This window comes from Terrihabitans rhizophilus, assembly GCF_033898525.1.
Classification (GTDB): domain Bacteria; phylum Pseudomonadota; class Alphaproteobacteria; order Rhizobiales; family Methylopilaceae; genus Flaviflagellibacter; species Flaviflagellibacter rhizophilus.
The window spans coordinates 24,180-45,788 of the sequence record NZ_JAXAFJ010000006.1 but is presented as its reverse complement, the minus strand read 5'-3'; the positions used below and the strand labels follow the sequence as shown (position 1 = coordinate 45,788).

The window sequence follows — 21,609 nt, the reverse complement described above, 5'->3', positions numbered from 1 at the left end:
TGCCGGTGCGGGTCGGGCAGCTACACTCAGTCAATCGGCGCTGATTCATTTGAGTACAGGCATGGCACGAACAACCCGCCGATATTCCCTCTTGTCCCTCATTCGGGAAGGCCGGCGCCATCACTCCGGCTGGGCGCCAGCTTGGCGCAAGGCGCAATTGCGCCGTTCCTATGATGTGGTCATCGTGGGAGGTGGCGGACACGGCCTCGCGACCGCTTATTATCTGGCGAAGCGCTTCGGCGTCCGCGATGTCGCAGTGATCGAAAAGGGCTGGCTCGGCGGCGGCAACACGGCTCGCAACACCACGATCGTCCGGTCGAATTACCTGCATCAGCCCAGCATGGCTCTCTACGGGCTGTCGCATGGGATGTTCGAAGGCCTCACCGCAGAATTGAATTTCAACACCTGGTTCTCGCCACGCGGGCTCATCGAACTCGCCTTCTCGCAAGACGAACTGGACAGCCTCTCGCGCACTGCCGACGCAAACGCGCAATTCGGAATCAAGTCCTGGATGATCCCGGCGAGCGAAGCCCGCTCCATCCTTCCGCTCCTGGGAGATCCGGTACCGGAGGGCCGTTTGCTCGGGGCCTTGTGGCAACCTCGCGGCGGCGTCGCCAATCACAATGCGGTGGCCTGGGGCTATGCCCGAGCCGCCGCAAGGCTCGGCGTGGACATCATTGAAAACTGCGACGTCGAAAGTGTCTTGACCGTGAATGGCCGGACAACAGGTGTGCGGACCGCGCAGGGCGACGTGGCGGCTGGTGCCGTTGTCCTCGCAGCGGCTGCGGGAAGTGCAGGTCTGGCGCAGAGTGCCGGCGTGCACCTGCCTCTGGAGGCGACATCGCTAAGTGCTTTCGTTTCGGAGCCTCTTAAACCGGTGCTCGATGTCGTTGTGCTGTGTGGCGCCAAACGCCCTTATCTCAGCCAGGCGAACACCGGAGAACTTGTTATCGGCGGTGCGACGGACGGACACCCAAGCCTTTCACCGGGCGGATCTCTGCGCGCGGTGGAGGACACCGCCGCCTCCCTCATCAGTCTGTTCCCGTCCTTTGCGGCCCTTCGCATGATGCGGCAATGGGCAGGAACGGTGGACCTGACGCCTGATCGATCACCGATCCTGGGACCGGCGGGGCCCGATCGCCTTTACCTGAGCTGCGGCTGGGGCACCGGAGGGTTCAAGGCCATCCCGGCCGCTGGCCTCATCACCGCGAGCACAACGGTCCATGGCAAGCCGCACGCGCTGGTGCAGCCGTTCACGTTGGATCGGTTCACCAGCGGCCGGCTCGTCGACGAAACTGCGGCTTCCGCCGTTGCGCACTGAGGCCGACATGCTTCTCATCACCCGCCGGGCGAGCGGCATTACGGGAGGAATGGGGCTGTGAAGGCACGCAAGCGCCTCCAACCTGGCCGCGACAATCGTTTCGGTCGGCTGATCGACCGGGCAACTCCCCTGCACTTCACATTCGACGGCCGGACCTGCCTCGGATTTGCGGGCGACACCATCGCCAGTGCTCTTCTGGCCAACGGCGTACAGATCGTCGGTCGTGGAGCAAGGTTCGGTCGCCCGCGCGGCATCATCGCCATCGGTGCGGACGAGCCGAACGCATTCCTCACTGTCGCGGATGCGCACGCATCACGCCCCAACGTTCAGGCAACGACCACGCCTCTCATCGAGGGAATGGCCGTCACGAGCGGACATGGGCGGAGCCGCTTCGGCTGGAACCCTGCCGATATCCTCGATCATGCACGTCCGTTCATGCCGGCGGGGTTCTACTACAAGGCGTTCAAATGGCCCGCCAAGGCATCCCCGTTCTACGAACGGCTGCTTCGCCGCGCCGTCAGCGCCGGCCGCGCTCCTGCATCGACGGGCGACGCAGGCTACGAGCACGTGCACCTCCATGCAGATGTCCTCGTCGTCGGCGGGGGCCTTGCGGGCCTTGCCGCAGCGGAAGCGGCGGCGTCCCGCGGCCTCTCGGTCGTGCTGGCGGAGGCGGATTGTCGCCTCGGCGGGATGGTCGATGCCTATGACGGACGCGTCGAAGGGGTTCCGCTTCTTGAGTGGACGGCCAGAAAGGCTGCCGGGCTGGCCGCTTTCGGCAACATCCACATCCTGCGCGGCACAACGGCCATCGGCTTGTTCGAGGGTGGCCAGGCCGTTCTGGTCGAGCGTGTATCGGCTCCCGGTACGGACCGGCCTCCGCTTGCCGAACGCCTTTGGAAGCTGCGCACCAAGGCCATCGTCGTGGCAACAGGTGCAACCGAAAAGCCGCTGATGTTCCCCGGCAATGACCGGCCGGGTGTCATGCTGGCCACGAGCGCCCGTCTGTTCGCCCGCCGCTACGGCGTCCTCCCCGGGCAACGGTTTGTGATCGCCACCTCAGGCGATGAAGGCTACCGCACCGCTGCCGACATCTCCGCCGCCGGCGGCGAAGTCGTGCGCATTGCGGACCTCAGGATCCAACCGGACGGATCCCTGTTCCACATCTCGAAAGCACATGGGCTCTCTGTCTCGCCCGGCACCGCGCCGGTTGGCACCGAGTGGCGGCGGCGCGGCGGGATCAATGGCGCGACATTGGCGAACCGGCTCACGTTCGACGCTCCCGCGCTTGAGCAGCGCGTGGAATGCGACACCGTGCTGGTGTCGGGCGGGTGGAGCCCTTCTTTGGGCCTTGTCGGCCAATTGGGCGTCCCGCTCGACTTCGATGAATCCGTCGGAGGCTTTCACCCGAAGGCCTTGCCCCCCGGCCTGTTCACGGCTGGCGGAGCCAACGGGATCCTGGACGCAGCCCCTGTCCTTCAGGATGGCTGGCGCGCCGGAGAGCAGGCAGCGGCCTACGTGCTCGGCGCGGCCTCGACCGGCGACAGGGTCCGACCCTCTGACGTCGATGTCGACATCACCTGGGACGAGCCCGCGGAAGCGGTTGGAATGTTGCCGGACATCGCGTCACCGGAGCAGCGCTCCACGGCCTTCGTTGATTTCCGTCAGGACGTGACCGTTGCAGATCTCCATCTGGCCGCTCAGGAAGGTTACACTTCGCCGGAACATCTGAAGCGTTACGTGAAGCTCGGCCAGGGCCTCGATCAAGGCAAGATGGCCGCATCAAATGCAGCAATGGTGCAGACTCGCCTGAAACTCGGCGAGAGTGTTCAGCACACCACCTCGCGCCCTCCGCTCGTTCCCGTAAGCCTCGCCCTCCTGGCAGCCGCACATCATGGAACGCACCCTCGACAGGCCCGGACAACGCCGCTGTCGTCGCGCCTGAAAAGCGAGCTTCTTCAGGAAACCGGCGGCTGGCTCATGGCATCGGCCTTCCCGCAAGGCGACGAGGATCACGAAAGTTCGGTGCGCCGCGAGGTTCTCGCGGCCCGGCACCGCGTTGGCATGCTCGACGCTGGCTCCTCTGCCCGGATCGTCGTGGATGGTCCCGACGCCGAGAGGTTCCTCGGTCTTGTCAGTTCGACAAAGCTCGATGGCATCCCGATCGGGGCCTCGCGACCTGCCGCGCTGCTGGACGAGGACGGCTTTCTTCGAGACCAGATCGAGGTGTCGCGGATATCGGCATCGCGCTTCATCGTCAGCGCGGGCATCGAAGCCGGCGCCGGGTTGTGCGATTGGCTGGAGCGCTGGCGATCATCGGAGGGGCCCGCCCTTCGGGTGACGCTTGCCGACGAAACGGAACGCCTGGGCAGGGTGGTCCTGGTCGGCCCGAATGTCCCCGCATTGCTGTCGAACATGGCACCCGACTTCGACGTGCATTCGATACTGCGTGGAGCAAGCTTCCGAGGCGAACTGCTCGGCACGGAGATGCACCTTCATGCCTCCTCACACACCGGAGCCCCTGAACTTGAGATCGCCCTGCCCGCCGGTTACGTGGCGGATTTCTGCGCCCAGGTGGCAGCCCTCGGCGCGCCTCTTGGACTGACTCCGATCGGATTGGGCGCCCTGCGGCGGCTCCAATTGGAAGCAGGTCTCATTCCGGGACAGGTACTCACCGAGAAGGTAACGCCCTTTGACCTGGGGCTGGATCGACTTGTCGACGTCGAGAAGCCGGAGTTTGTCGGCAAGAGAGGTTTGGCGCGGCCGGCTCTGTCCTTCGCGCGCCACCGGATCCACGGCGCCCTTCCGGTAAGTGCGACGCTTCTTCCTCCCGTCGGTGCAAGTCTTGTCCTCGATCCCGAAAAGCTGCCGCCCCGCACGGTCGTGGGGCACATCTGCGCGTCCGGCTATTCGCCAACCCTGCGCAGGCCGATAGCTCTTGCGCTGGTCGGCACAGGCCACATCGAGGGCACCAAAACCTTCATCATCCAGTCCGGTGCGGGTCAGGAGATCCGGTTTGTCGATCGCCACTTCCTGGCGAGGGAGCACGTCCAATGAGCCCGCTTCTGTGGATGGACACGCTCGACGCTCCGCGCTCCTTCGCCGCCGCCGACAGCCTTGCTATCGTCATCCTCGAGGATCCGGGCGTTGTCGAGGTTCGCGCCCATACGTCGGACACGTCGCTGTCCGGCCTTGAGGCCGCGCTCAGGGGTTTTCCGAGAGAGTTCTCGCAAGCAGGACAAACGGCCGAATGGCGCACGATCAGGCAAGATCCGGGGCATTGGCTGGTGCTTGGACCACGCGAAAGCGCCTCGGAATTGAGCTGCCGCCTCCGGGAAGGCTCCCGGGATGCGCTCGTCACGGATGCGACGGGAGGCTACAGCCTGTTGCGCATCATGGGCGCGGACACCTCCGAGTTGATGCTGCGGCTGTGCTCTCAGGATCTCTCGGGAGTGCAACCGGATGACGCGCGCGGCACAGCCTTGGCAGGGATACACTGCCTGCTGATCCGGGAACGGGCGCCACTGGAATCCTGGCTGGTCCTCGTTCCGCGATCTTGGAGCACCGTCCTATCGGAAAGGCTGGTCCGGACCGCCGAACTGGCAAGGCCGCTGGGCCTCTTCAAGCCGGCTCCACCGCCTCCCGTGTGAGATGCCGGGCAAGGTTGTCCCTGCCCGGCATCCGCTGATCGTCAGACAGGTTCCCAACGACCATCCGGCTGGCGGCACGCCACGCCTCGGGCGGTCTGGGGACGTCCGTCGATGTAGACGGTGTGCGCGTATTCACGGCAACGTTCATAGCCCCGGCGGTCCTCATAGGGACCCGGTGTCACGGTGCCGTAATAGGCCTGCGAACGCCACGCCACGGGCGCACCGGGATTGCCGTATTCAAGCGCGCGGTACTCTGCCTCATAGGCCTGCTGCCGCGCTTGATCGTCCATGGACCGGCCGATCTGGTTGCCGACCAGGCCGCCGACGGCTGCGCCGGCGAAGGTCGCGACAGCACGCCCGCTGCCCGAGCCAAAGGTGGATCCGATAAGCCCGCCCGCGACCGCGCCGGCGACGGTGCCCACACCCTCGCGGGGCCCTGCATCGCCGGCCGTCTGATTACAGCCGGCGAGGCCAAGCGCCACAACGACAATTGCTACGATCTTCTTCACAGCTCACCCCGCCCTTGAAACCTTACCCAAGGCGGTAGCCGCCGATTGGGGCAACAATCTGGCTTTATCAGGCCACCACCATCGGGAGCTTCAGTTCAGCACGCAGGCCCCCCATCGGAGAGGCCCCGAGTTGGAGAACGCCTCCATAGAGCGCCGCCAGTTCAGACACGATGGCCAGACCGAGCCCGGAGCCCGGCTTGGTCTCGTCCAGTCGGTGACCGCGCGCCAGCGCCTGCTCCCTCTGGTCGGCATCAAGCCCAGGTCCATCGTCGTCCACGGTAACGGTCAACGAGGCATGCTGGGCCGAAGCACGCAAGGGGCCTGCATCGACGCTCACCACGATGCGGCCCGCAGCCCACTTGCACGCATTGTCCAGAAGGTTTCCGACCATCTCCTCCAAGTCCTGCTGCTCTCCACGGAAAAGGCCATCGCCAGCCTGCACATCGATCTGCAGATCCCGGTCGCGATGCACCTTCGTCATTGTGCGGGCCAGTGCATCCAGGATCGGCCGCACCTCTGTGGCAACGCCGACCATGAGCACGCCCGCACTCACGCGGGCCCGGTCCAGGTGATGGTCGATCTGCTGCCGCATCAGCAGAGCCTGCTCCCTGATCTTTTCCGTAGCCGGGTCAGTGCCCTGGCTGGTTTCGTTCAGGATCACGGAGAGAGGCGTTTTAACCGCGTGGGCAAGATTGCCCGCCTGCGTACGTGCCCTCTGGACGATGTCGCGGTTGCCCTCGAGCAAGGCGTTCAGTTCCCGCGCAAGAGGCTCCACCTCAGCCGGCACGTCGCCCTCGAGCTTCAGGCTCCGCCCGGCGCGGATATCGGCGATCTGCGCGGAGATCTTCTTCAGCGGCCGCAGCCCGAACAGGACCTGGATCGCCGCCGAGAGCACCAGCCCGAGACCAAGCAGCACGAACGTCGTGAGCAAGGAGCTGTTGAAGGCCTCGACCTCGGCGGCTATCTCGCTCGTCTCTCCCGCGACGGTCACGATGTAGCGTGCGGAACCGACCTGGATGATGCGCTCGATCTGCCGCAGTTCCTCCTTGTCCGGTCCCTGGACGTACGCCTCGCGGGTGGCCGTCTCGTCCTTTTCGGGGTCCTGATCGATCAGGAAGGAGAGGTTTCGGTCGAACAAGGACGGCGATGAACGTCCCGGCGATTCGCTGCTGTCGCGGCGCCCGATCTGCCAGTACCAGCCGGAAAGCGGCAGCTCGAACCGTGGCTCTCCGATGTTGAAGTTGACCTGCTCCAGTTCGGATTCGCGGGCCAGCCCTCCGACCAGGGTTTTCAGGTAGACGTTGAGACGCTGGTCGAACCCCCGCTCCACAAGTCCCTTGTAGTAGGAGGACAGCGTCAGCCCGGTCACGGTGAGGACGATCGTCACCCAGAGCGCCGCCGCAAAGAGCAGCCGGGCGGCAAGCGAATTGTGTCTCAAGTGGCGGCGGTCTCGGGTGGCATGATCACATAGCCAAGCCCGCGGACGGTTTGGATGATATCCACGCCCAGCTTGCGGCGGATGCGGCCGACGAACACCTCCACGGTGTTGGAGTCGCGGTCGAAATCCTGATCATACAGATGCTCGACCAGTTCGGTTCGCGACACCACCCGTCCCTGGTGGTGCATCAGGTACGACAAAAGCCGGTACTCGTGCGATGTCAGCTTGACCGGATTTCCATCGACCGCAACACGGCCTGATCGGGTGTCCAGCCGCAAGACCCCGCATGTGAGTTCGCTCGACGCGTGCCCCGCAGCCCGCCGCACCAGCGCGCGCAGCCGCGCAAGGATCTCCTCCATATGGAACGGCTTGGGGACGTAATCGTCGGCGCCGGCGTCGAAGCCCTGGACCTTGTCGCTCCACCTGTCGCGCGCGGTCAGCAGCAGCACCGGGAAGCGGCGTCCTCCGCGTCGCCATTCCTCGAGCACCCGCAGGCCATCCATCTTCGGCAGCCCGATGTCCAGCACCACTGCGTCATAGGGCTCCGTCGACCCGAGGAAGTGCCCTTCCTGGCCATCGAAGGCGCGGTCGACGGCATAGCCGGCATCGACCAGCGCCGTATGCAACTGCCGGTTCAGGTCGGGATCGTCCTCCACCACGAGCACGCGCATTGTCTATTGCCGCACGTTGAGGAGCCGGCCACTTGCGGCATCCAGGGTGACGTAGGCAACCTTTCCGGAAGGGCTGAGAACCGTCACCACGTAGGCGAGCTTTCCGCCCTGAGGACAGATGTCGGCGCTGATCATCTCGCCACTGGCGGCGTTCTCGGCCTGATCGCGGATATCGCTCAGCGGTCGAGCCTGCCCCGACATCACAGCCTTTATGGCATCGCGGCGGGATAGGCAGCCCTGGCGCGGCACGACCTGTGCCAGAAGAACGGCCCCGTCGCCGGCCTGAGCCGGAGCAGCGCCGGGAACGATCATGCAGGCACCGATCATGACGCTCGCGATCCTCTGGAATACACGTCTCATTCCTGACGACCCTGCCCGTCCACCACTGAACCCTTGCTGAATGATTCCCGCTTCAGCGTGTGGGAGCACCTTAACCTAGAGGTACTGCCCCCCGCTGGCCACCGTGCCCGCGAGATTACCTGGCAAGGAGCCCGCCGAACCACCGGTACGAACGACGCCATTGCCGGATGCGAAGTAACGCTGGCCTGACGCCGGGCCGCTGAAGGAGTTCCCGGTCAGCACGAGGCAGCCGAGCATCGTCGCTTCCGCGAATGCTCCGAAGGCAGGGGTGCCGATCAGTGAAACGGTTCGTCCCGTCACTGCCACAAGTCCTCCCGCTTCCGCATGCACGTGCCGCACGGCACCTCCACTAACCGCGTAATTGCCGGCAGCACGCACCTCCGCACCAGTTGCCACGGCGGCGATATGGCGCCCGGCGCACGCGCCGAACACAACGTCGCTGACGTCCAACCGCCCGCTCGCCCCCGCATGTATGCAGTCACCAGTCCCGCTTGTCGTGAGGGTCGCCCCGAGCACTGAAAGCCCGGTGGTCAATGGCACGTCCCAGGCAAGCAGATGCCCGGATCCCGACAGGACGGTCAGCCCCGGTCCTGCTCCGGCGATGGCAACGGCACCGCTGCCCACCGTCGCGGCGCCGATCTGCAGGCCCGCGAAGGTGCCTGCGCCCATCTGTATCGTGACCCTGTAACCTGCGAGATCCAAGCCTCGGGCAACAAAGTCATAGGCGCGCTGGAGCGTCTGAAACGCCTCGGCTGGCGTGTTACCGGAACCCGTATTGCTGTCGGCGCCATCCGTGCGGACATAGAAGGTACGGTCGCTCGCGAGCACCTCCCGCACGCTGCCCATCGGGAAACGAACCCGGCCGGTAAAGCGGTCGATCTTGATCGCCTCGTGCCAGGTCTCCCCTTCCGCCGATACCTTGAAGACGAAGTCGTCCTCGCCGACGAGACCGATCTCCGCGCGTCCGCCATATCCCGACTGCATCAGCAGAGACAGCACGTTCCCTTGTGCCGCCTTGTTCATCACGAAGCGCAGATCGCCCGTTCCGCCTTCACCATCCTGCGCGGTCCAGAGAGCCGTGTTCAGCTTTGCCACGAACGGGCTGTTATCGTCCGCGACGGTGCCAAATCCGAATCGCGTCAGGTTCCCGATCTCTCCGGACGTGCCAAACGTCGTCCACGCGCCAATGCTGAAGACGAACATGGAGGCGTCGGCCTCCACCCAGCAGCGCCAGCCCTCCCGCGGGGCAACGAACCGCCAGCCGCCGTTCTCCCAGAATGCCAGCGCCCCATCACGGCCCGCCCATTCGCCGGACGCACCCACGCCGACAATATAGCCGTCGCCTTCGGCGGCCTCTTGCGGTGGGAGCGCCAGACTGCGACTGCGCACCGAACACTGAACGATCCTGTCGAGCTGTCCGAGCGCTTCATTCACGGGAACATGCTTCTGCGCCTGCCCCGGCGCGACCAGCGGCAATCCAAGGAGGGTTGTGGTCTCAGGCATGGAATGTTCCTTCCGCCGGCTTCCCCGGCCCCGCGACTGCGGAAATCTGCGCTACCCGGAAGCCGATGACCGTCTGTGGCGCACCGAAATCGGCGGTCTGTTCTGCGGCTGTGTAAAGATGACCCGACGCTCCTGTTCTGATCTGTCGCACGGCAACCCCGTCCTTCATGATCTGCAGGAGATAGGCCTCGTTTTCTTCCGCCAATGGCACCTCTGTCGCGTCCCAGGTGTCGCCACCGGACCGGGTTCGGCGGATCCAGCCGATTGCAATGTCATCGTCCTGCCAATCGGCTCGAAGATGCACCGGCGCCCAGGGCAAAAGTGCCTCGGCGGAAGAGGTAACGGTCACCCCCACGGCGTCTTCGTCGGCGAAGTCGCGCCCCGCCGCCGAGACTCGGAACGTGGTCGGACGCCCGAGCGCATCAACACCGCTGACCAGGGGGAGAACCGCATCGTCCAGCAGGACGAACCGGCGCCCCGGGGACTTCGGCGCACCCGCCGCCGCCTCGGTGCCGGATTGCCCCCGCAAGAAGTGCGAGAGCCGGTACACCCCGGTCGAGACAAGCTCGGCGTTGCCGAACTGCAGCACCTCCCAGCCGCCATCTTCCGTTTCGATGGCTGCGGCATTCGCGCCCGCGAACAGGCGCTCATCGCTTGCGCCCATCAGCTCCGCACCTACGACGCGAACATGCACGAAGGAGGAGAGGTCGAACCGCCAGACCGCACCCGGCGCCAAGGCGTCGAGTGTCTCGCCCAGCACGGCCGGCGTCGTGGCACGCAGCACCGGGTCGAAGCTCCCGCCACTGTCCTTCCAGACGATCATGGCACGGGGCCACGGCTTGGCTGCGATCGCGATCCGCGAAAGTACCGCAGACGTTCCGCCGCCGCTTTCGGGAAGATCGAGCACCATGACCTCCGGCGCACCGCCCTCCTCCTGATGCCTCTCCGGCAATCGGGCGAAGCCGAGCCGCGGTGCGTCGAAGATTGCCGGCTCCACGGCACGGCAGGACACCCGGCGGACCGGCCCGTCGGCGATCTCGATCACCTCGAAACGCTTGACACGCCCCGCCACGGGCAGGGTCACCAGGTCACCCGGCTCAAGCGCAACTTCCGCAGGAGCGAGAGAGAAGTTTGCGATGTCGCGCGCGATCCAGAGGTCCTGGAGGCGGATGGCAGCCGCGCGGCCCATCTCCGGCAGCCCGCCCACGATGGACGTCTGCAGCGTCACCATGGCGTCGGCCCCCACACCGCCGCGCCGGGCTGATGTCACGCTAGGCCGGTAATCGGCGGCCAGATCCTCAAAGCCGACCGCGATTTCTGTCGGAATCTCGCTTTCCTGACCGCGAACGAAAGCCGGAGCGGCATCCCCTTCGTTCTCGGCAAGATCATTGATCACCAAGTTCCGGACCTGCCCTCGTCCACGAGGAACGAGGTGGATGGCTCCTTCCCTCTCGAATGCCCCGAAGCCGAAGAGGTCGGCAAGGGGCTCGAGCAACTCCCGCGCTGAAGCGGGACGGTCGACCACATAGCCAGCCACGACACCTTCCAGCTGATCGGATCGGTAGCTGTCGGCGCCTGCTTCCTGCAGGACCGCGGCAGTGAGTTCGGCAAGGGGTGCCTGGCCCAATCGACCATTCAGCCAATGCCCGGTTTCGTGCGCCACGCCGTCGGACCAGACATCGAGGTTCCTCGGAAATTCCGGGAACGGACGGGCATCCCAGCACCAAACGGAACTGTGCTGCCCGTCGACCATCCACCCGGCGTAAATCGGGGAGACGGGGTTTCGGTCGGACGTCGCGTCATAGGTGTCGAGAACGGCTTCCAAGGCACGCCGCTGCATGAGGTCGTCGCGTCCACCCGATGAGAATGGGGGGATGCTCGCAGCGGAGGACTTGTCGTCCGGGAACATGTTCGGCGCGTTCGCGCCCTTGTCGACAGCGGGGCAGCCGATCTCGGTCAGCCAGATGGGCTTCGAACCCGGCATCCAGTCCGTCGGCTCCGCGTGCTCCACGCCTCCCGTACGCTCGACATGCGGCTGGCTCCACCAGCCGGCAAGATCCTTCGCGCGGAAGGTCCACGGCTTGTCGAGGCCGTCGGTGATCGGTAGCCGGTGCTGCGCCAATCGGTCAGCAGGGCCGGCATAGAACCAGTCGAATGCCTCGCCACCAGTGACGTTCGCCGCCAGGCTTTCGGCGTCGTAGACGCTTTCCTGACCGGCCAGGCGGTCGAGATGCGCTCCACCGGCGCGCCAGTCGGCAAGCGGCGGATAGAAGTCGATCCCGACGGCATCGAGATGCGAGCTGGCCCAAAGGGGATCCAGGGGAAACCGCACGGTCGCGCCTCCGTCGAGGACATCTGCGCCGTACTCCGTCCAGTCGGCGGCATAGGTGATCCTGGCGCCAGCACCCAGTGTGGTGCGCACTTCGGACGCCAGATCCACCAGCTCGGCTGCGGCAGGATAAATTCCGTCGGCGTCGCGGCTGCGCGTCAGGTCCCGGAACTCGGACCCGATCACAAGCGCATCCACGCCACCTGCCACCCGCGCAAGATTGGCGGCGTGCAGGACAAAGCGCCGCCAAGTCCATTCGGCTGGCCCGAGATAGATCACCTGTTCACCCAGCCTCAGGAAGTGCGATGCTTTCGCATCTCCGAAGAAGCGGGCCACGTCAGCGCCGGCCGCTGCGGGGTCCTCCGCAACCACTTGCCCGCGCCAGGGGTAAGGAGGCTGTGGCGCGGTGCCGGACACGGGATCGGGCAGTGTGTTCCCGGCCGGAATGTCCATCATCAGGAACGGGTACAAGGTCACGCCGAGGCCACGGCCCTTGATGGCCCTGATGGCGCGGACCACGCTCTCGTCGGAGGGCGAACCGCCATAGGCCGGCCGGCCCTCCACCATGGACACCAGGCGGGCATCGTCGCGCTCCAACCCGGCAACGCTCCATGTCGCGCCAGTGGTGCGTTTGCTCTTGGAGTCCACCCGCGGGGCAACGCTGCAATAGCCGGCGCGCAGGTCATCGCCGAACCAGGCGACGATAAGCGAGACATTCTGCAGGTTGGGACAGAGCGCCTGCAACTCGTCCAGGCTGGCCTCGAGATTGGTCGACGCGGATCGCGTGTGCCGGTTCTCGCTCGCGGTCTCGCCCAATCCCATCTTCCGCGACACGGCCCGCGTGTCGTAGCCGAACTCGGTAGCTCCGGGGATCAGGCACACGGAACGGATCTTGTTCTCCAACGCGCCGACGGGACGGATGACCTCGAAGGAGAGCTGAGGAATGCGGTTGCCGAACTCCTCCAGCGGCAGGTTCTCGAACACCGCATAAGCCAGCCCCCGATAGGCCGGAGCATTGGCTGCGCCCTCCTTGGCGATGATCAGCGGGTCCGGCTCCTGTTCCTCGGCCCCGAGATAGATGCGCATCGCCAGCTTGCGCGTGTTCAGCGGCTTTCCATCGGCCCAGACGCGGCTGACATGCGCAATCGGCCCCTCGCAGATCCCCAGCGCCACATTGGCGTAGTAGCTGGTCGTCTTGACGCTGCCGCTGCTGGCCAGCCCCTTGCCGCCGGAATCGCGGCTGCGCGTCACGGCCTTCAGCCGGGTTGCCCAGATGATCTGCCCCGGCAAGCGCGCACGTCCCCATACGCGCGCGATGGGGGTGCCTTCGGTGGAGGCGGTGACGTCGAGGTTCTTCAGCTTCGGCGACGGACCGGCGGCCCCGCCACCCAGCAGCGAACGGTCCACGGCAGCCCCTAGCAGGCCACCTGCCGCTCGCCCGATGATGCTGCCGATCGGCCCGAACATGCCGCCGAGAGCCGCACCCGCCGCCTGAAAGACAATGGTCGCCATCGGCTTAGCTCAATCTGTTTCGGGGAAGGTAAAGCGGTAGGCGATCCGCCGCCGCCACTGCCGTGCGATCGGCACTTCGGCCACGCACGCGCCATCATGGGCGTGGATCATCCGGTCCGAACCGGTGGCGATCGCCAGGTGCTTGGCGGCAACGCCGTCCCGCCAGCGGAAGATCAGGACCTGCCCAGCCGTGATCTCGCCGCCGGATACGGGCACCAGATGGCGGTGTGCCGCATCGGCCAAGGGTTCGCCCACGCCGGCCTCCGCCCAATCGGGCGCATAAGGCGGCGGCGCCTCGGGTAGATTGCCGTACATCGCCCGCCAGACGCCCGCGACGAGGCCGAGGCAATCACATCCCACGCCCTTCAGGCTGGCGTGGTGTCGATAAGGAGTGCCGATCCACTGGCGTGCTTCGGCAACCACCCGCTCGGCCGTCACAGGAAGTAGCTCCCGCCGTCGAGCTCACCGTCTTCCTCGGACGGGTAGCCCAGCACGCGCTCCGTACCGGGCATGTGCGGAAAGCCACGAAAGTTCAGCACGTTCGCGAAGCGTTCGCGGCAGGTCGTGAAGCGCTTGTCGCAGCCGACTTGCACCTGGAAACCTTCGCCGAACGACACGGGCTCAGGCGGCGCTTGCCAGAGGCCGAGCCATGCCAGATCGCCCTCGCGTCTGTGGTCGCGGATATGGAGGGTGTGCCCGGCGTTCCTGCCGTCGGCCCAGGTCAGCCGTCCAGCAGCAAACCATCCGTCGGCGAAGTCCCGGAGACCGCTCACGACGAGTTCGAACGCGCTCACCGCTTCCAGGACAAGCCCTTGGCCCGTGAAGATTGGGCTCTGCAGATCCTTGCGGCAGCGGGCATCCCCAAGCTCGGCGTCGCAGGTCCCCGCGTAGAGCCGGCCGGTTTTCGCGTCGAGGCGGTGCATCATGGACCGCAGTTCGGCGCTGAACTCCGCACCTTGCCGTCGCACCTCGCCCACCTCAGCCACGCGCAGACGGATGCGCTGCTCGGTAGCCTTCCAGTTGACGAGGAACATCTCCACGCGCGCGCCATCCCAGCGCCCGGCGGACAGATCCTCTTCGCTGAGGCCCTCGGAGCTCAGCGCGCCGGCGACCTCGCCGCCGCCGACTGCGAAGCCCAACCCGCTCGAAGCTTCCGCCGCGTCCAGGCCGGTTCCGGCATGGAACACCGTGTCCTCGAAAGTGAGGTCTTCGTCGTGGTCGGTGAAGCCCAGTTTTACGCCGTCGCGCCGGGTCGCACGCCAGCAATGGCACAGGCTGGTCGTCTCGCCGGAGAGGTGTCCGGCAAGGTCGGCTGGTATGTCGCGCATGGTGACCGCTCCGGATCAGCTACGGATTTCGATGATCGGGATCGAAGGGATCGCCCCGGCCTCGAAAGCGGATAGGTCCACATCGAGGAAGTCGGCGTCGAAGCGCACGGGCACGTCGAACGCGAAGCCCGCGCTGAGTTCGGCGCCAGGCGGCGGCGGCTCCGCGAATGTCACGAGACCGGTCGTTGCATCCACGGACATGCCATCGCTCACCTCGGTGCCGTTCACCGCAACCCGCACGGACCCCTGCACAGGCTTATGGATCGGCCGGCGATAGGGATCGGCGCCGTCGCCGTAGATCTTCACCAGATGGAAAACCCTTTGCCCGCCATCGCCCAGCCCCAGCGGCTGGTCTGATGCGGTGGGTTCCACCCCTTCCGGTGAGGAGGTGTGGTCGAGCCGGTCGCGCCATCGGAAGCCATGCAGCCTCCCGCGCCGTTCTTCGAAGAAGGATACGACCTCGCGAAGGGCCGAGAAGCTCTTCACCCCCCAGCCTGCATCCCAGCGCCGCCGCGCATGCGCCCAGCGCGCATTGCGCTGCTCGCGTCCGGAGCCGAGCGTGACAATCTCCGTCCTACGCTCAGGTCCACCGCGCGCGCCAAGCGCAATTTCGATCGGGAAGCGCACCTCGTGGAACGCGGCCATCACATGCCCCTCCGCCCACGAGCCACCGCACGGGCCAGCTGCGCGGATACCTGGGCCTCGGAACGCCGGAAGCTCCCGGCGTCAGGCGTGCTGATGTTCACGGTCACGTGGCTGCCTCCACCGCCGCCGCGCACACCCAGCCGTCCGTCGCTGCCCCTTGCCAGCGGCAGGATGGCCTCGGACCCCGCCTCACCCATCAGGCCGGTGCGGCCACCCGCCATGGGAAAGAAGGTGGGCGTGGACACCACTCCTCCGGTGGCAAAGGGCTGCACTTGACCGCCGACAACACCGCCCTTGGCGAACGGCAGCACTCCTCCGACGATATTGCCCAGCGCGCCTGCAATGCTGTTCTCGAGCGGCTTCATCGCGCTTCGGAGCGCAAGGTCCACGAGGCGCTGGCCAAGTCCCTGCAGGACCGTGGACAGCGATTGCCCACGAACTGCCGCGCCTTCCAGCGCAGATGTCAGGGAGCGGCCGAAGCCCCGGGAGAGCCGGTCCAGCTCGATGAGCGAGCGCTCAACCTTGCTGGTGTCGGCGTCGATCGTCAGGACGCGGGTTTCTTCGTCCAAAGCCATGGTGTCGAACCTCGTCAATCAGGAAAGCGGCTCATCAGGTCGTCGAGTTCGCGGCGGGCCAGCGGCGCGTGCGCCGTGCCGAACAGGCCCTCGCATGCCGCGGCGAATTCGCGCGGCGTCATGGCCCAGAAATCGCGTGGGGAAAGGCGCATCACCCCGAGCCCGGACGCCATGACGTCACGCCAGGGAAAAGCCCTCGGCCCGGATTGTGCGCCTACCGAGGGTTTGCGGAAGCGGCCTCAGCCGTGCCGAACGTCGCCGAAAGAAGCCGCGCAACGATGTCGAGATGCCCCGCCAGCCCTCCGGCTGCGGGCAGCGCCGCAACCTCGTCGTCCTTCATGGTGTTTCCGGCGCCGCGCAGCCCTGCGCCCAGGATGCGGATCGCGTCGCGTGCGGAGAGCCGGCCGCTTTCGAAGCGCTCGGCCAGCGCCATCAGGTCCTCGGCCCCGAATGCGGCTTCCAGTTCGGCAAGCGCGCCCAATGTCAGGCACAGCGTGTACTCGCTGCCGCCAAGTTCAGCGGCGATCTCGCCGCGATGCAGGTTCGCCATCGAACCCTCCTAGATGTCCGCGGTGAAGCTGAGCTCGCCCGCGCTTTCCAGCGAAAGGTCGAACGTCACCTCGCCCATGTGGTCGCCGCGATATTCCAGGCTGGTGATCTGGAAGAGCCCTTCGATGGTCCCGAAGCTCGGCACGACCACCTGCCACTGGAGCAAGGTGCCGGCGAAGAAGATCTCCCGCGCCCTCGCATCGGAAGCACCGTCGCGGAACACGCCGGATCCGGAGAGGCTTGCGCGCCGCACTCCGGCTCCCTCGAGCAGTTCACGCCAGCGGCCGGCGCTTTCGGAGTGTGTGACGTCCACCGTCTGCGCGTTCAGCATCAGCGTTCGTGTTCGCAAACCCGCAATGGTGATGAAGCCGCCTTCCCCGCTGCCCACCTTCAGCAGCAGGTCCTTGCCCTTCTGAGCCGTCATGATGTCTGGATCCTTGAATAGAAAAGGCCCCTGTTCCGGTCGGAACAAGGGCCTTCGAGATGTCTGGAAGCTGCGGGTTGAGCGCTAGGCGAAGGGCTCGGTCACGGCGCGGAAGCGCAACGCTGCAAAGCGATGGCGCCCGTCCGCTGCGCGCTTGGCCTCGGTGGCCAGCCAGCGAAGGTTGGAGACATGATGCCCCGCCACGTCGAGATTGACGCCATCGAGCGTCGTCACCACCTGGTTGGCAGCGGAAAGGGCTTGGCTCATGCCGGGCTCGTCGGACCAGATGTTGAGCGTGAAGCGATGCTCCTCGCCCTCGTCCCGCGAAGCTCCGGCCTCGCGGCTGTCGATGGCCGCAAGAACGACGTAAGGCACCGACGCTTCGCGCGGCACCTCATCGTAGATCTTGGTGCCACCGAGAAGGCCGGCAAGCACGCTGTCGTCCTGAAGCCTGTCCCGAACCGCCGCCCGCAAAGCGAGCGCGGCGCTCACCGATGCGTGGCCCGCACGGCACGCGCTGCCACCGGAACAAGGCCCGGCCATGCATCGCCACCGAGCACCATGTCGGTCCGCTCGCTGCGGATGCTGCGAGCCGGCGCGGTGAGCTGATCGACATATTCGGCAGCCGCGGTTGCGATCTTGCGAACCTGAGCCTGGTAGCTGTTGAAGACGGCCGACACGTTCATGGTCGAAATTCCTCTGTCTTGGCGACGAGAAAGCGGCGCTCTCCGGTCGGATCAAATGTAGAACGTATGAACAAGATGCTTGTTCCTGAGCGCAGCCGGTGCGCGGTGGTCAGATCGTCCCTCCACCGCATCGTCACCCTCTGTAGGCGCCCCGTGCCCTGGGCATCACGTTCGCGAGAGAAGGCGGCGTCCTCGTGCACCGCGGCCCAGACGCGAGCGACTGCCTGATGGGTTCGCCGGTAACCCCCTGCTCCGTCTGGCTGATCCACGGGCGCCTCGATCGTCAGCCTGTGGCGAAGCGCGCCGATTTCGGGCCCGCTCATGCCAGCCGAACCCGGCGCTCGATCGCGATCAGCGCCGCCGCCGCCAACGGCAATCCATTGCGGGCGTGATCAGCCCCGGACCGATGCTCGAACAGATGCGCCACCAGAAGCCGGATGGCCTGCACGACGTCTTGCGGAACATCGCCCGCATCGCCGAACCCGGCTTCGACATCGATCTCGATCCCCGCGAACGGGCGGCGCACGGCTACATGCGTGTCCGTGTGCAGGCGGTTCGCCCCATCGACACTCCAGTTGGTGATGTCGAGCGGCACCTCCGTGCCATCCACTTCGCGCAGCCGGGCAGCCGCGATTCCGAGCACGGGCGCAAGCGGCAAGGACACGACGCCAGCCACCGGCCACGCATCGAGCGAGAGCCGCCAAAGCTGGCGGACGAACCGCTTGCCGGTGGCATCCTCCAAATGGCGCCGGGCGGCCACGATCAGGCTGCCGATCAAGGCATCCTCGGCATCATTGTCGACGCGGAGGTAAGCCTTGGCGTCGGCAAGCGACAGCGGCTCCTCCTCCGGCTTCGTCAGCAGGATCAAAGGCATGGGGCGATATCCGGGATATGGGCGTGAGGACAGCCCGCCGCCTGGGCGGCGGGCTGGAGGGCTGAAGGCTCAGGAGACGCCGAACTTCATCAGCTTGATGGCGTCGAAATCCTGCACGCCGCCGCCCACACGCTTGGTCGTGTAGAACAGCACGTAGGGCTTGGCGGAATACGGGTCGCGCAGCACCCGCACGCCCAGGCGATCCACCACCAGATAGCCCCGGCGGAAGTCGCCGAAGGCCATCGAGAACTGGTTGGCGCCGATGTTCGGCATCTCCTCGGCCTCCGTCACGGGGAAGCCCAGCAGCGAGGCATCGCCACCCGCTTCGGCCGGCGGCAGCCATAGATAGCGACCATCTCCGTCCTTCAGCTTGCGCACGGCGGCCTGCGTGCGGCGGTTCATCACGAAGCGCGCGTTCTGTCGGTAGCCGGCCTTCAGCGCGTAAACGAGGTCGACCAGCCGGTCTGACGGGTTGGCGGCAGCGAAGTCGCCGGCGACGCCGGTCGCGACATAGCCGATCTTCCCCCAGGCCCAGACCTGTTCCGCGACCTTGTCCGGGAACAGGAAGCCCTTCGGCTTCTTGTCGCCGTCGCCGTTCACGAATGCGGCGCTCTCCTGCGCGGCGAAGGCTGAATCCACCTCCTCCGCGATCCAGCGGTCGAGATCGACAGCCGCATCGTCCAGCAGCGTCTGCGTCGCCGCCGGCATGGCGTAGAGCTCCATGGCCGGGAACTCGAGTTCCGCCAAAGTCGGCGTCATGGTTTGGGCACGCACCTCCGTCTCGCCCACCCAGCCGGTGGCGAAGCCGTCGGTCGCGAACGGCTTGCGATAAACCGAGGAGGAGATCGTACGGATGCCCGCGATCGCCCGGATCGGCGAACTCGCCGTCAGCCTGCGGCCGATCTCGCGCTCCGTCTCGTCCGGCACCAGATAGCCGCCGTCGGACGCTGAGCCCACCGACAGGCTCTTGCCGTCCAGCCGCATCATTGCGGATGCATCGCCGCGCCGGACACAGCCTTCGAACGCCGTCTTGTGCTCCCGCGTCACGAGGCTCCAGCGCTCGGGCTCGGCGCGCATCGCAGGGCGTCGCGCCTTCAGCACCAGTTGATCCAGCACATCCTTCTGGCGGTCGAGCGCGGAATCGATGCGGGCAAGCTTCTGTTCCGTGAGCGGATCGGAGGACAGCCGGTTCTCGATCTCGGAAAGCCGCTCGTCATTGGCCTCGCGGTAGCCTTCGAAGGCGCGCATGAAGGCGTCGTAGGCCTCCACCACATCGCCGGTGCTCGGGTTGTAATCCGCGCCCTTGCATTCGGGCGCACGGGCCATCGCAGTTGCGTTCATCTTTGTTCCTCGCATGTGGCGGAAAAGCAAAAAGCCGCCCCTGGGGCGGCCTTTGAGAAGTCGGGATTGGCTGCGGTTCAGCGGCGGAAAACGGTCTCCGCGCGGGCGCGAAGCAGGTTGCGGGAACCGCCGAAATCAGCCGACGCCTTGAAGGGCGGTGGCGCGGCTTTGGACGCCGCGATCCTTGCCTCGGGCAGCATGGGAAAGGTCACGATCGAGATCTCCCAAAGATCGAGCTTCTCGAGCCGGCGCACACCCGTCCGTGCATCGCGCCGCGCGGTCACCGCCTTGAAGCCGATCGACAATCCATCTATCGCGCCCTCCTGGATCAGCGACCAGACCTCGGCGGCACGCGCCACCTTGAGGGCCAGCCGGCCGCGCACGCGCAGGCCCATGCTGTCCTCGCGGATCTCATCCCACACGCCGATGGGTTCGGTGGGATCGTGCTGGAACAGCATCCGCACGCGGCTCGGTCCGTTGCGCCGCAGGCTGTCCATGAAGGCACCTTTCGCGACGACATCGCCGCCAAGGTCGGTCTCTCCGAACAGGCTCGCATAGCCGGCAATGACGCCGCCGGAGGCCACCGCGCGCGGCGGCCTGGCCAGGCGTTTCGTCTCAGTCACAGGGGTCCACGTGTTGGGCATAGGGTCTCCTTCGCAGCCGGCGGCCCGGCGGCGTTGGTCAGTAGGATTGTGCGAAGGATCAGTTTTGCCGCGGGCCGTAGCCGACAGCCGCGCGCTTCTCGTCCTCGGTCAGAAAGCCGGCCGCCTGGACACGACGCCACAAGGCCTCGCGCTCGGTGCTCAGCGCCTCGATGCGGTCGAGATCGGGCTCCAGCCGCAGCGCACCATCCCCGAATGCAGGTGCCAGCCAGGCGGCAAGATCGCTCGCAACGCGCTGGACCAGCGGCAGAACCGTTTGCCGCCAGAGCGCACGGTTCGCTTCCTGATAGTTGGCGTAGGTGTTGTCCCCGGGGATGCCGAGCAGCATCGGAGGCACGCCGAAGGCCAGCGCAATCTCCCGCGCAGCCCCGTTTTTGGCCTCCAGGAAGTCCATGTCCTTGGGGCTTAGCGCCATGCTTTTCCAGTCGAGCCCGCCGTCGAGAAGCAGCGGCCGGCCCGCATTGCGCGGCCCCTGAAACTGCGCTTCCAGCTCGGCCTTTAGCCGCTCGAACTGCTCGTCTGAAAGGTTCGCGCCGTCCGGTCCGGAATAGACCAGCGCACCCGATGGCCGCGCGGCGTTGTCCAGCAGCGCCTTGTTCCAGCCAGCCGCCGCGTTGTGGAGGTCGATGGCCTGCGCCGCCGCTTCCATCGGCGAGAGGCCGTAGTGATCGTCGAGCGGATGAAAGAAGGCGATGTGCAGAATCGACGCCACTCCGCCCGCACCCTGGCGAAAGCGAACAGTCTCCGCACCGACGGAATAGTCGTAGGCCTCAGGCCAGCCATCGGCTCCCGGCACCACCTTCATCCGGTCCGGACGCAAGGCGTGCAGTTCACGCGGCACCCCATCGAGCGCCGCCGCTTCCGCGTAAGCATTGCCGGCCACCAGAAGATGGCTGATCAGGCTTTCCAGGAAGGCTCCGCCACTCTGCCGGGCGTTTGGCCGCGCCAGCAGATCCAGCAGTGGATGCCGGTCAAGCTCGCGCTCGTTCTCGTAGAGCAGCAACGGCACGGACGCCGCAGCCTCCGCGACAAGGCGCACGCTGCGGAACACGACGGCATTTCGCACATAGCCCTCGCGTGCCAGCGCCGCATAATCGCGCGGCGTCCATACGGGCCGCCCCGCCTCATGCAACGCGATCAACCCGTGGGCGCGCGACGCCTTGGCCTCCGGCGGGCCACCCCGCAGAAGGTTCTGCAATCCATGGAACATGATGTCTCCTGAACCGCCGCACCGG

22 protein-coding genes and 1 pseudogene are annotated in these 21,609 nt (G+C 66.2%); 3 read left to right on the top strand and 20 right to left on the bottom strand.

Features of this window, described 5'->3' with window-relative positions; translation table 11 throughout:
- The first annotated feature begins 61 nt into the window (after window positions 1-61).
- The 3 genes from SCD90_RS10880 to SCD90_RS10870 are packed head-to-tail and all read left to right on the top strand — an operon-like array spanning window position 62 to window position 4,968.
- Window positions 62-1,321, top strand: a complete 1,260-nt coding sequence (locus tag SCD90_RS10880; protein WP_319844706.1) for an FAD-dependent oxidoreductase — start codon at window positions 62-64, stop codon at window positions 1,319-1,321.
- A 57-nt stretch (window positions 1,322-1,378) separates the two neighbouring features.
- Window positions 1,379-4,375 carry a 2Fe-2S iron-sulfur cluster-binding protein gene (locus tag SCD90_RS10875; RefSeq protein WP_319844705.1) on the top strand — a complete coding sequence of 999 codons (2,997 nt, stop codon included), beginning with the start codon at window positions 1,379-1,381 and terminating at the stop codon, window positions 4,373-4,375.
- Complete coding sequence (locus SCD90_RS10870; protein ID WP_319844704.1) at window positions 4,372-4,968, top strand: hypothetical protein; 597 nt, start codon at window positions 4,372-4,374, stop codon at window positions 4,966-4,968. The genes SCD90_RS10875 and SCD90_RS10870 overlap by 4 nt, the downstream gene beginning before the upstream one ends.
- 41 nt (window positions 4,969-5,009) lie before the next feature.
- Here SCD90_RS10870 and SCD90_RS10865 read toward each other — a convergent pair whose 3' ends face one another.
- The 20 genes and pseudogenes from SCD90_RS10865 to SCD90_RS10775 all read right to left on the bottom strand — a co-directional run bounded on the left by SCD90_RS10865 (window position 5,010) and on the right by SCD90_RS10775 (window position 21,584).
- The gene (locus SCD90_RS10865) at window positions 5,010-5,477 is read right to left on the bottom strand and encodes a glycine zipper 2TM domain-containing protein (RefSeq protein ID WP_319844703.1); all 468 of its coding nucleotides are present in this window, start codon (window positions 5,475-5,477) and stop codon (window positions 5,010-5,012) included.
- Window positions 5,478-5,544: 67 nt separating this feature from the next.
- The gene (locus SCD90_RS10860) at window positions 5,545-6,915 is read right to left on the bottom strand and encodes an ATP-binding protein (protein WP_319844702.1); all 1,371 of its coding nucleotides are present in this window, start codon (window positions 6,913-6,915) and stop codon (window positions 5,545-5,547) included.
- Entirely contained in the window at window positions 6,912-7,586 is a 675-nt protein-coding gene (locus tag SCD90_RS10855) for a response regulator transcription factor (protein ID WP_319844701.1), read from the bottom strand. Before SCD90_RS10855 ends, SCD90_RS10860 begins: the two co-directional genes overlap by 4 nt.
- A gap of 3 nt (window positions 7,587-7,589) precedes the next feature.
- A complete protein-coding gene (locus SCD90_RS10850) occupies window positions 7,590-7,946 on the bottom strand; it encodes a PepSY domain-containing protein (RefSeq protein ID WP_319844700.1) in 357 nt (118 codons plus the stop codon).
- Window positions 7,947-8,021: 75 nt separating this feature from the next.
- Window positions 8,022-9,449: a DUF2793 domain-containing protein gene (locus SCD90_RS10845; protein WP_319844699.1), complete on the bottom strand. Its 1,428-nt coding sequence runs from the start codon at window positions 9,447-9,449 to the stop codon at window positions 8,022-8,024.
- Window positions 9,442-13,290: a baseplate multidomain protein megatron gene (locus SCD90_RS10840; RefSeq protein ID WP_319844698.1), complete on the bottom strand. Its 3,849-nt coding sequence runs from the start codon at window positions 13,288-13,290 to the stop codon at window positions 9,442-9,444. The genes SCD90_RS10845 and SCD90_RS10840 overlap by 8 nt, the downstream gene beginning before the upstream one ends.
- Before the next feature lie 9 nt (window positions 13,291-13,299).
- Window positions 13,300-13,728 (bottom strand): NlpC/P60 family protein, encoded by a 429-nt coding sequence (locus SCD90_RS10835; RefSeq protein WP_319844697.1) that lies wholly within the window; start codon window positions 13,726-13,728, stop codon window positions 13,300-13,302.
- Complete coding sequence (locus SCD90_RS10830) at window positions 13,725-14,618, bottom strand: DUF2163 domain-containing protein (RefSeq protein ID WP_319844696.1); 894 nt, start codon at window positions 14,616-14,618, stop codon at window positions 13,725-13,727. The genes SCD90_RS10835 and SCD90_RS10830 overlap by 4 nt, the downstream gene beginning before the upstream one ends.
- Window positions 14,619-14,633: 15 nt before the next feature.
- Window positions 14,634-15,263, bottom strand: coding sequence for a DUF2460 domain-containing protein (locus SCD90_RS10825; protein WP_319844695.1), 630 nt, complete (start codon window positions 15,261-15,263; stop codon window positions 14,634-14,636).
- Window positions 15,263-15,838: a phage tail tape measure protein gene (locus SCD90_RS10820; protein ID WP_319844694.1), complete on the bottom strand. Its 576-nt coding sequence runs from the start codon at window positions 15,836-15,838 to the stop codon at window positions 15,263-15,265. Before SCD90_RS10820 ends, SCD90_RS10825 begins: the two co-directional genes overlap by 1 nt.
- Before the next feature lie 14 nt (window positions 15,839-15,852).
- Window positions 15,853-16,017, bottom strand: a pseudogene (locus SCD90_RS10815) (rcc01693 family protein); the annotation flags it as partial.
- Between the two features lie 35 nt (window positions 16,018-16,052).
- Window positions 16,053-16,388 carry a gene transfer agent family protein gene (locus tag SCD90_RS10810; protein WP_319844693.1) on the bottom strand — a complete coding sequence of 112 codons (336 nt, stop codon included), beginning with the start codon at window positions 16,386-16,388 and terminating at the stop codon, window positions 16,053-16,055.
- Window positions 16,389-16,397: 9 nt separating this feature from the next.
- Window positions 16,398-16,811 (bottom strand): phage major tail protein, TP901-1 family, encoded by a 414-nt coding sequence (locus SCD90_RS10805; RefSeq protein WP_319844692.1) that lies wholly within the window; start codon window positions 16,809-16,811, stop codon window positions 16,398-16,400.
- An 84-nt stretch (window positions 16,812-16,895) separates the two neighbouring features.
- The gene (locus SCD90_RS10800) at window positions 16,896-17,303 is read right to left on the bottom strand and encodes a DUF3168 domain-containing protein (protein WP_319844691.1); all 408 of its coding nucleotides are present in this window, start codon (window positions 17,301-17,303) and stop codon (window positions 16,896-16,898) included.
- The gene (locus tag SCD90_RS10795; RefSeq protein WP_319844690.1) at window positions 17,300-17,497 is read right to left on the bottom strand and encodes a hypothetical protein; all 198 of its coding nucleotides are present in this window, start codon (window positions 17,495-17,497) and stop codon (window positions 17,300-17,302) included. The genes SCD90_RS10800 and SCD90_RS10795 overlap by 4 nt, the downstream gene beginning before the upstream one ends.
- Window positions 17,494-17,820, bottom strand: a complete 327-nt coding sequence (locus tag SCD90_RS16625) for a head-tail adaptor protein (RefSeq protein ID WP_425265676.1) — start codon at window positions 17,818-17,820, stop codon at window positions 17,494-17,496. The genes SCD90_RS10795 and SCD90_RS16625 overlap by 4 nt, the downstream gene beginning before the upstream one ends.
- Complete coding sequence (locus SCD90_RS10790) at window positions 17,817-18,371, bottom strand: head-tail connector protein (protein WP_319844689.1); 555 nt, start codon at window positions 18,369-18,371, stop codon at window positions 17,817-17,819. Before SCD90_RS10790 ends, SCD90_RS16625 begins: the two co-directional genes overlap by 4 nt.
- A 69-nt stretch (window positions 18,372-18,440) precedes the next feature.
- Window positions 18,441-19,712, bottom strand: coding sequence for a phage major capsid protein (locus SCD90_RS10785; protein ID WP_319844688.1), 1,272 nt, complete (start codon window positions 19,710-19,712; stop codon window positions 18,441-18,443).
- 77 nt (window positions 19,713-19,789) lie between these two features.
- Entirely contained in the window at window positions 19,790-20,356 is a 567-nt protein-coding gene (locus tag SCD90_RS10780) for an HK97 family phage prohead protease (protein WP_319844687.1), read from the bottom strand.
- Between the two features lie 58 nt (window positions 20,357-20,414).
- Window positions 20,415-21,584, bottom strand: coding sequence for a phage portal protein (locus tag SCD90_RS10775; protein WP_319844686.1), 1,170 nt, complete (start codon window positions 21,582-21,584; stop codon window positions 20,415-20,417).
- Window positions 21,585-21,609: the final 25 nt, after the last annotated feature.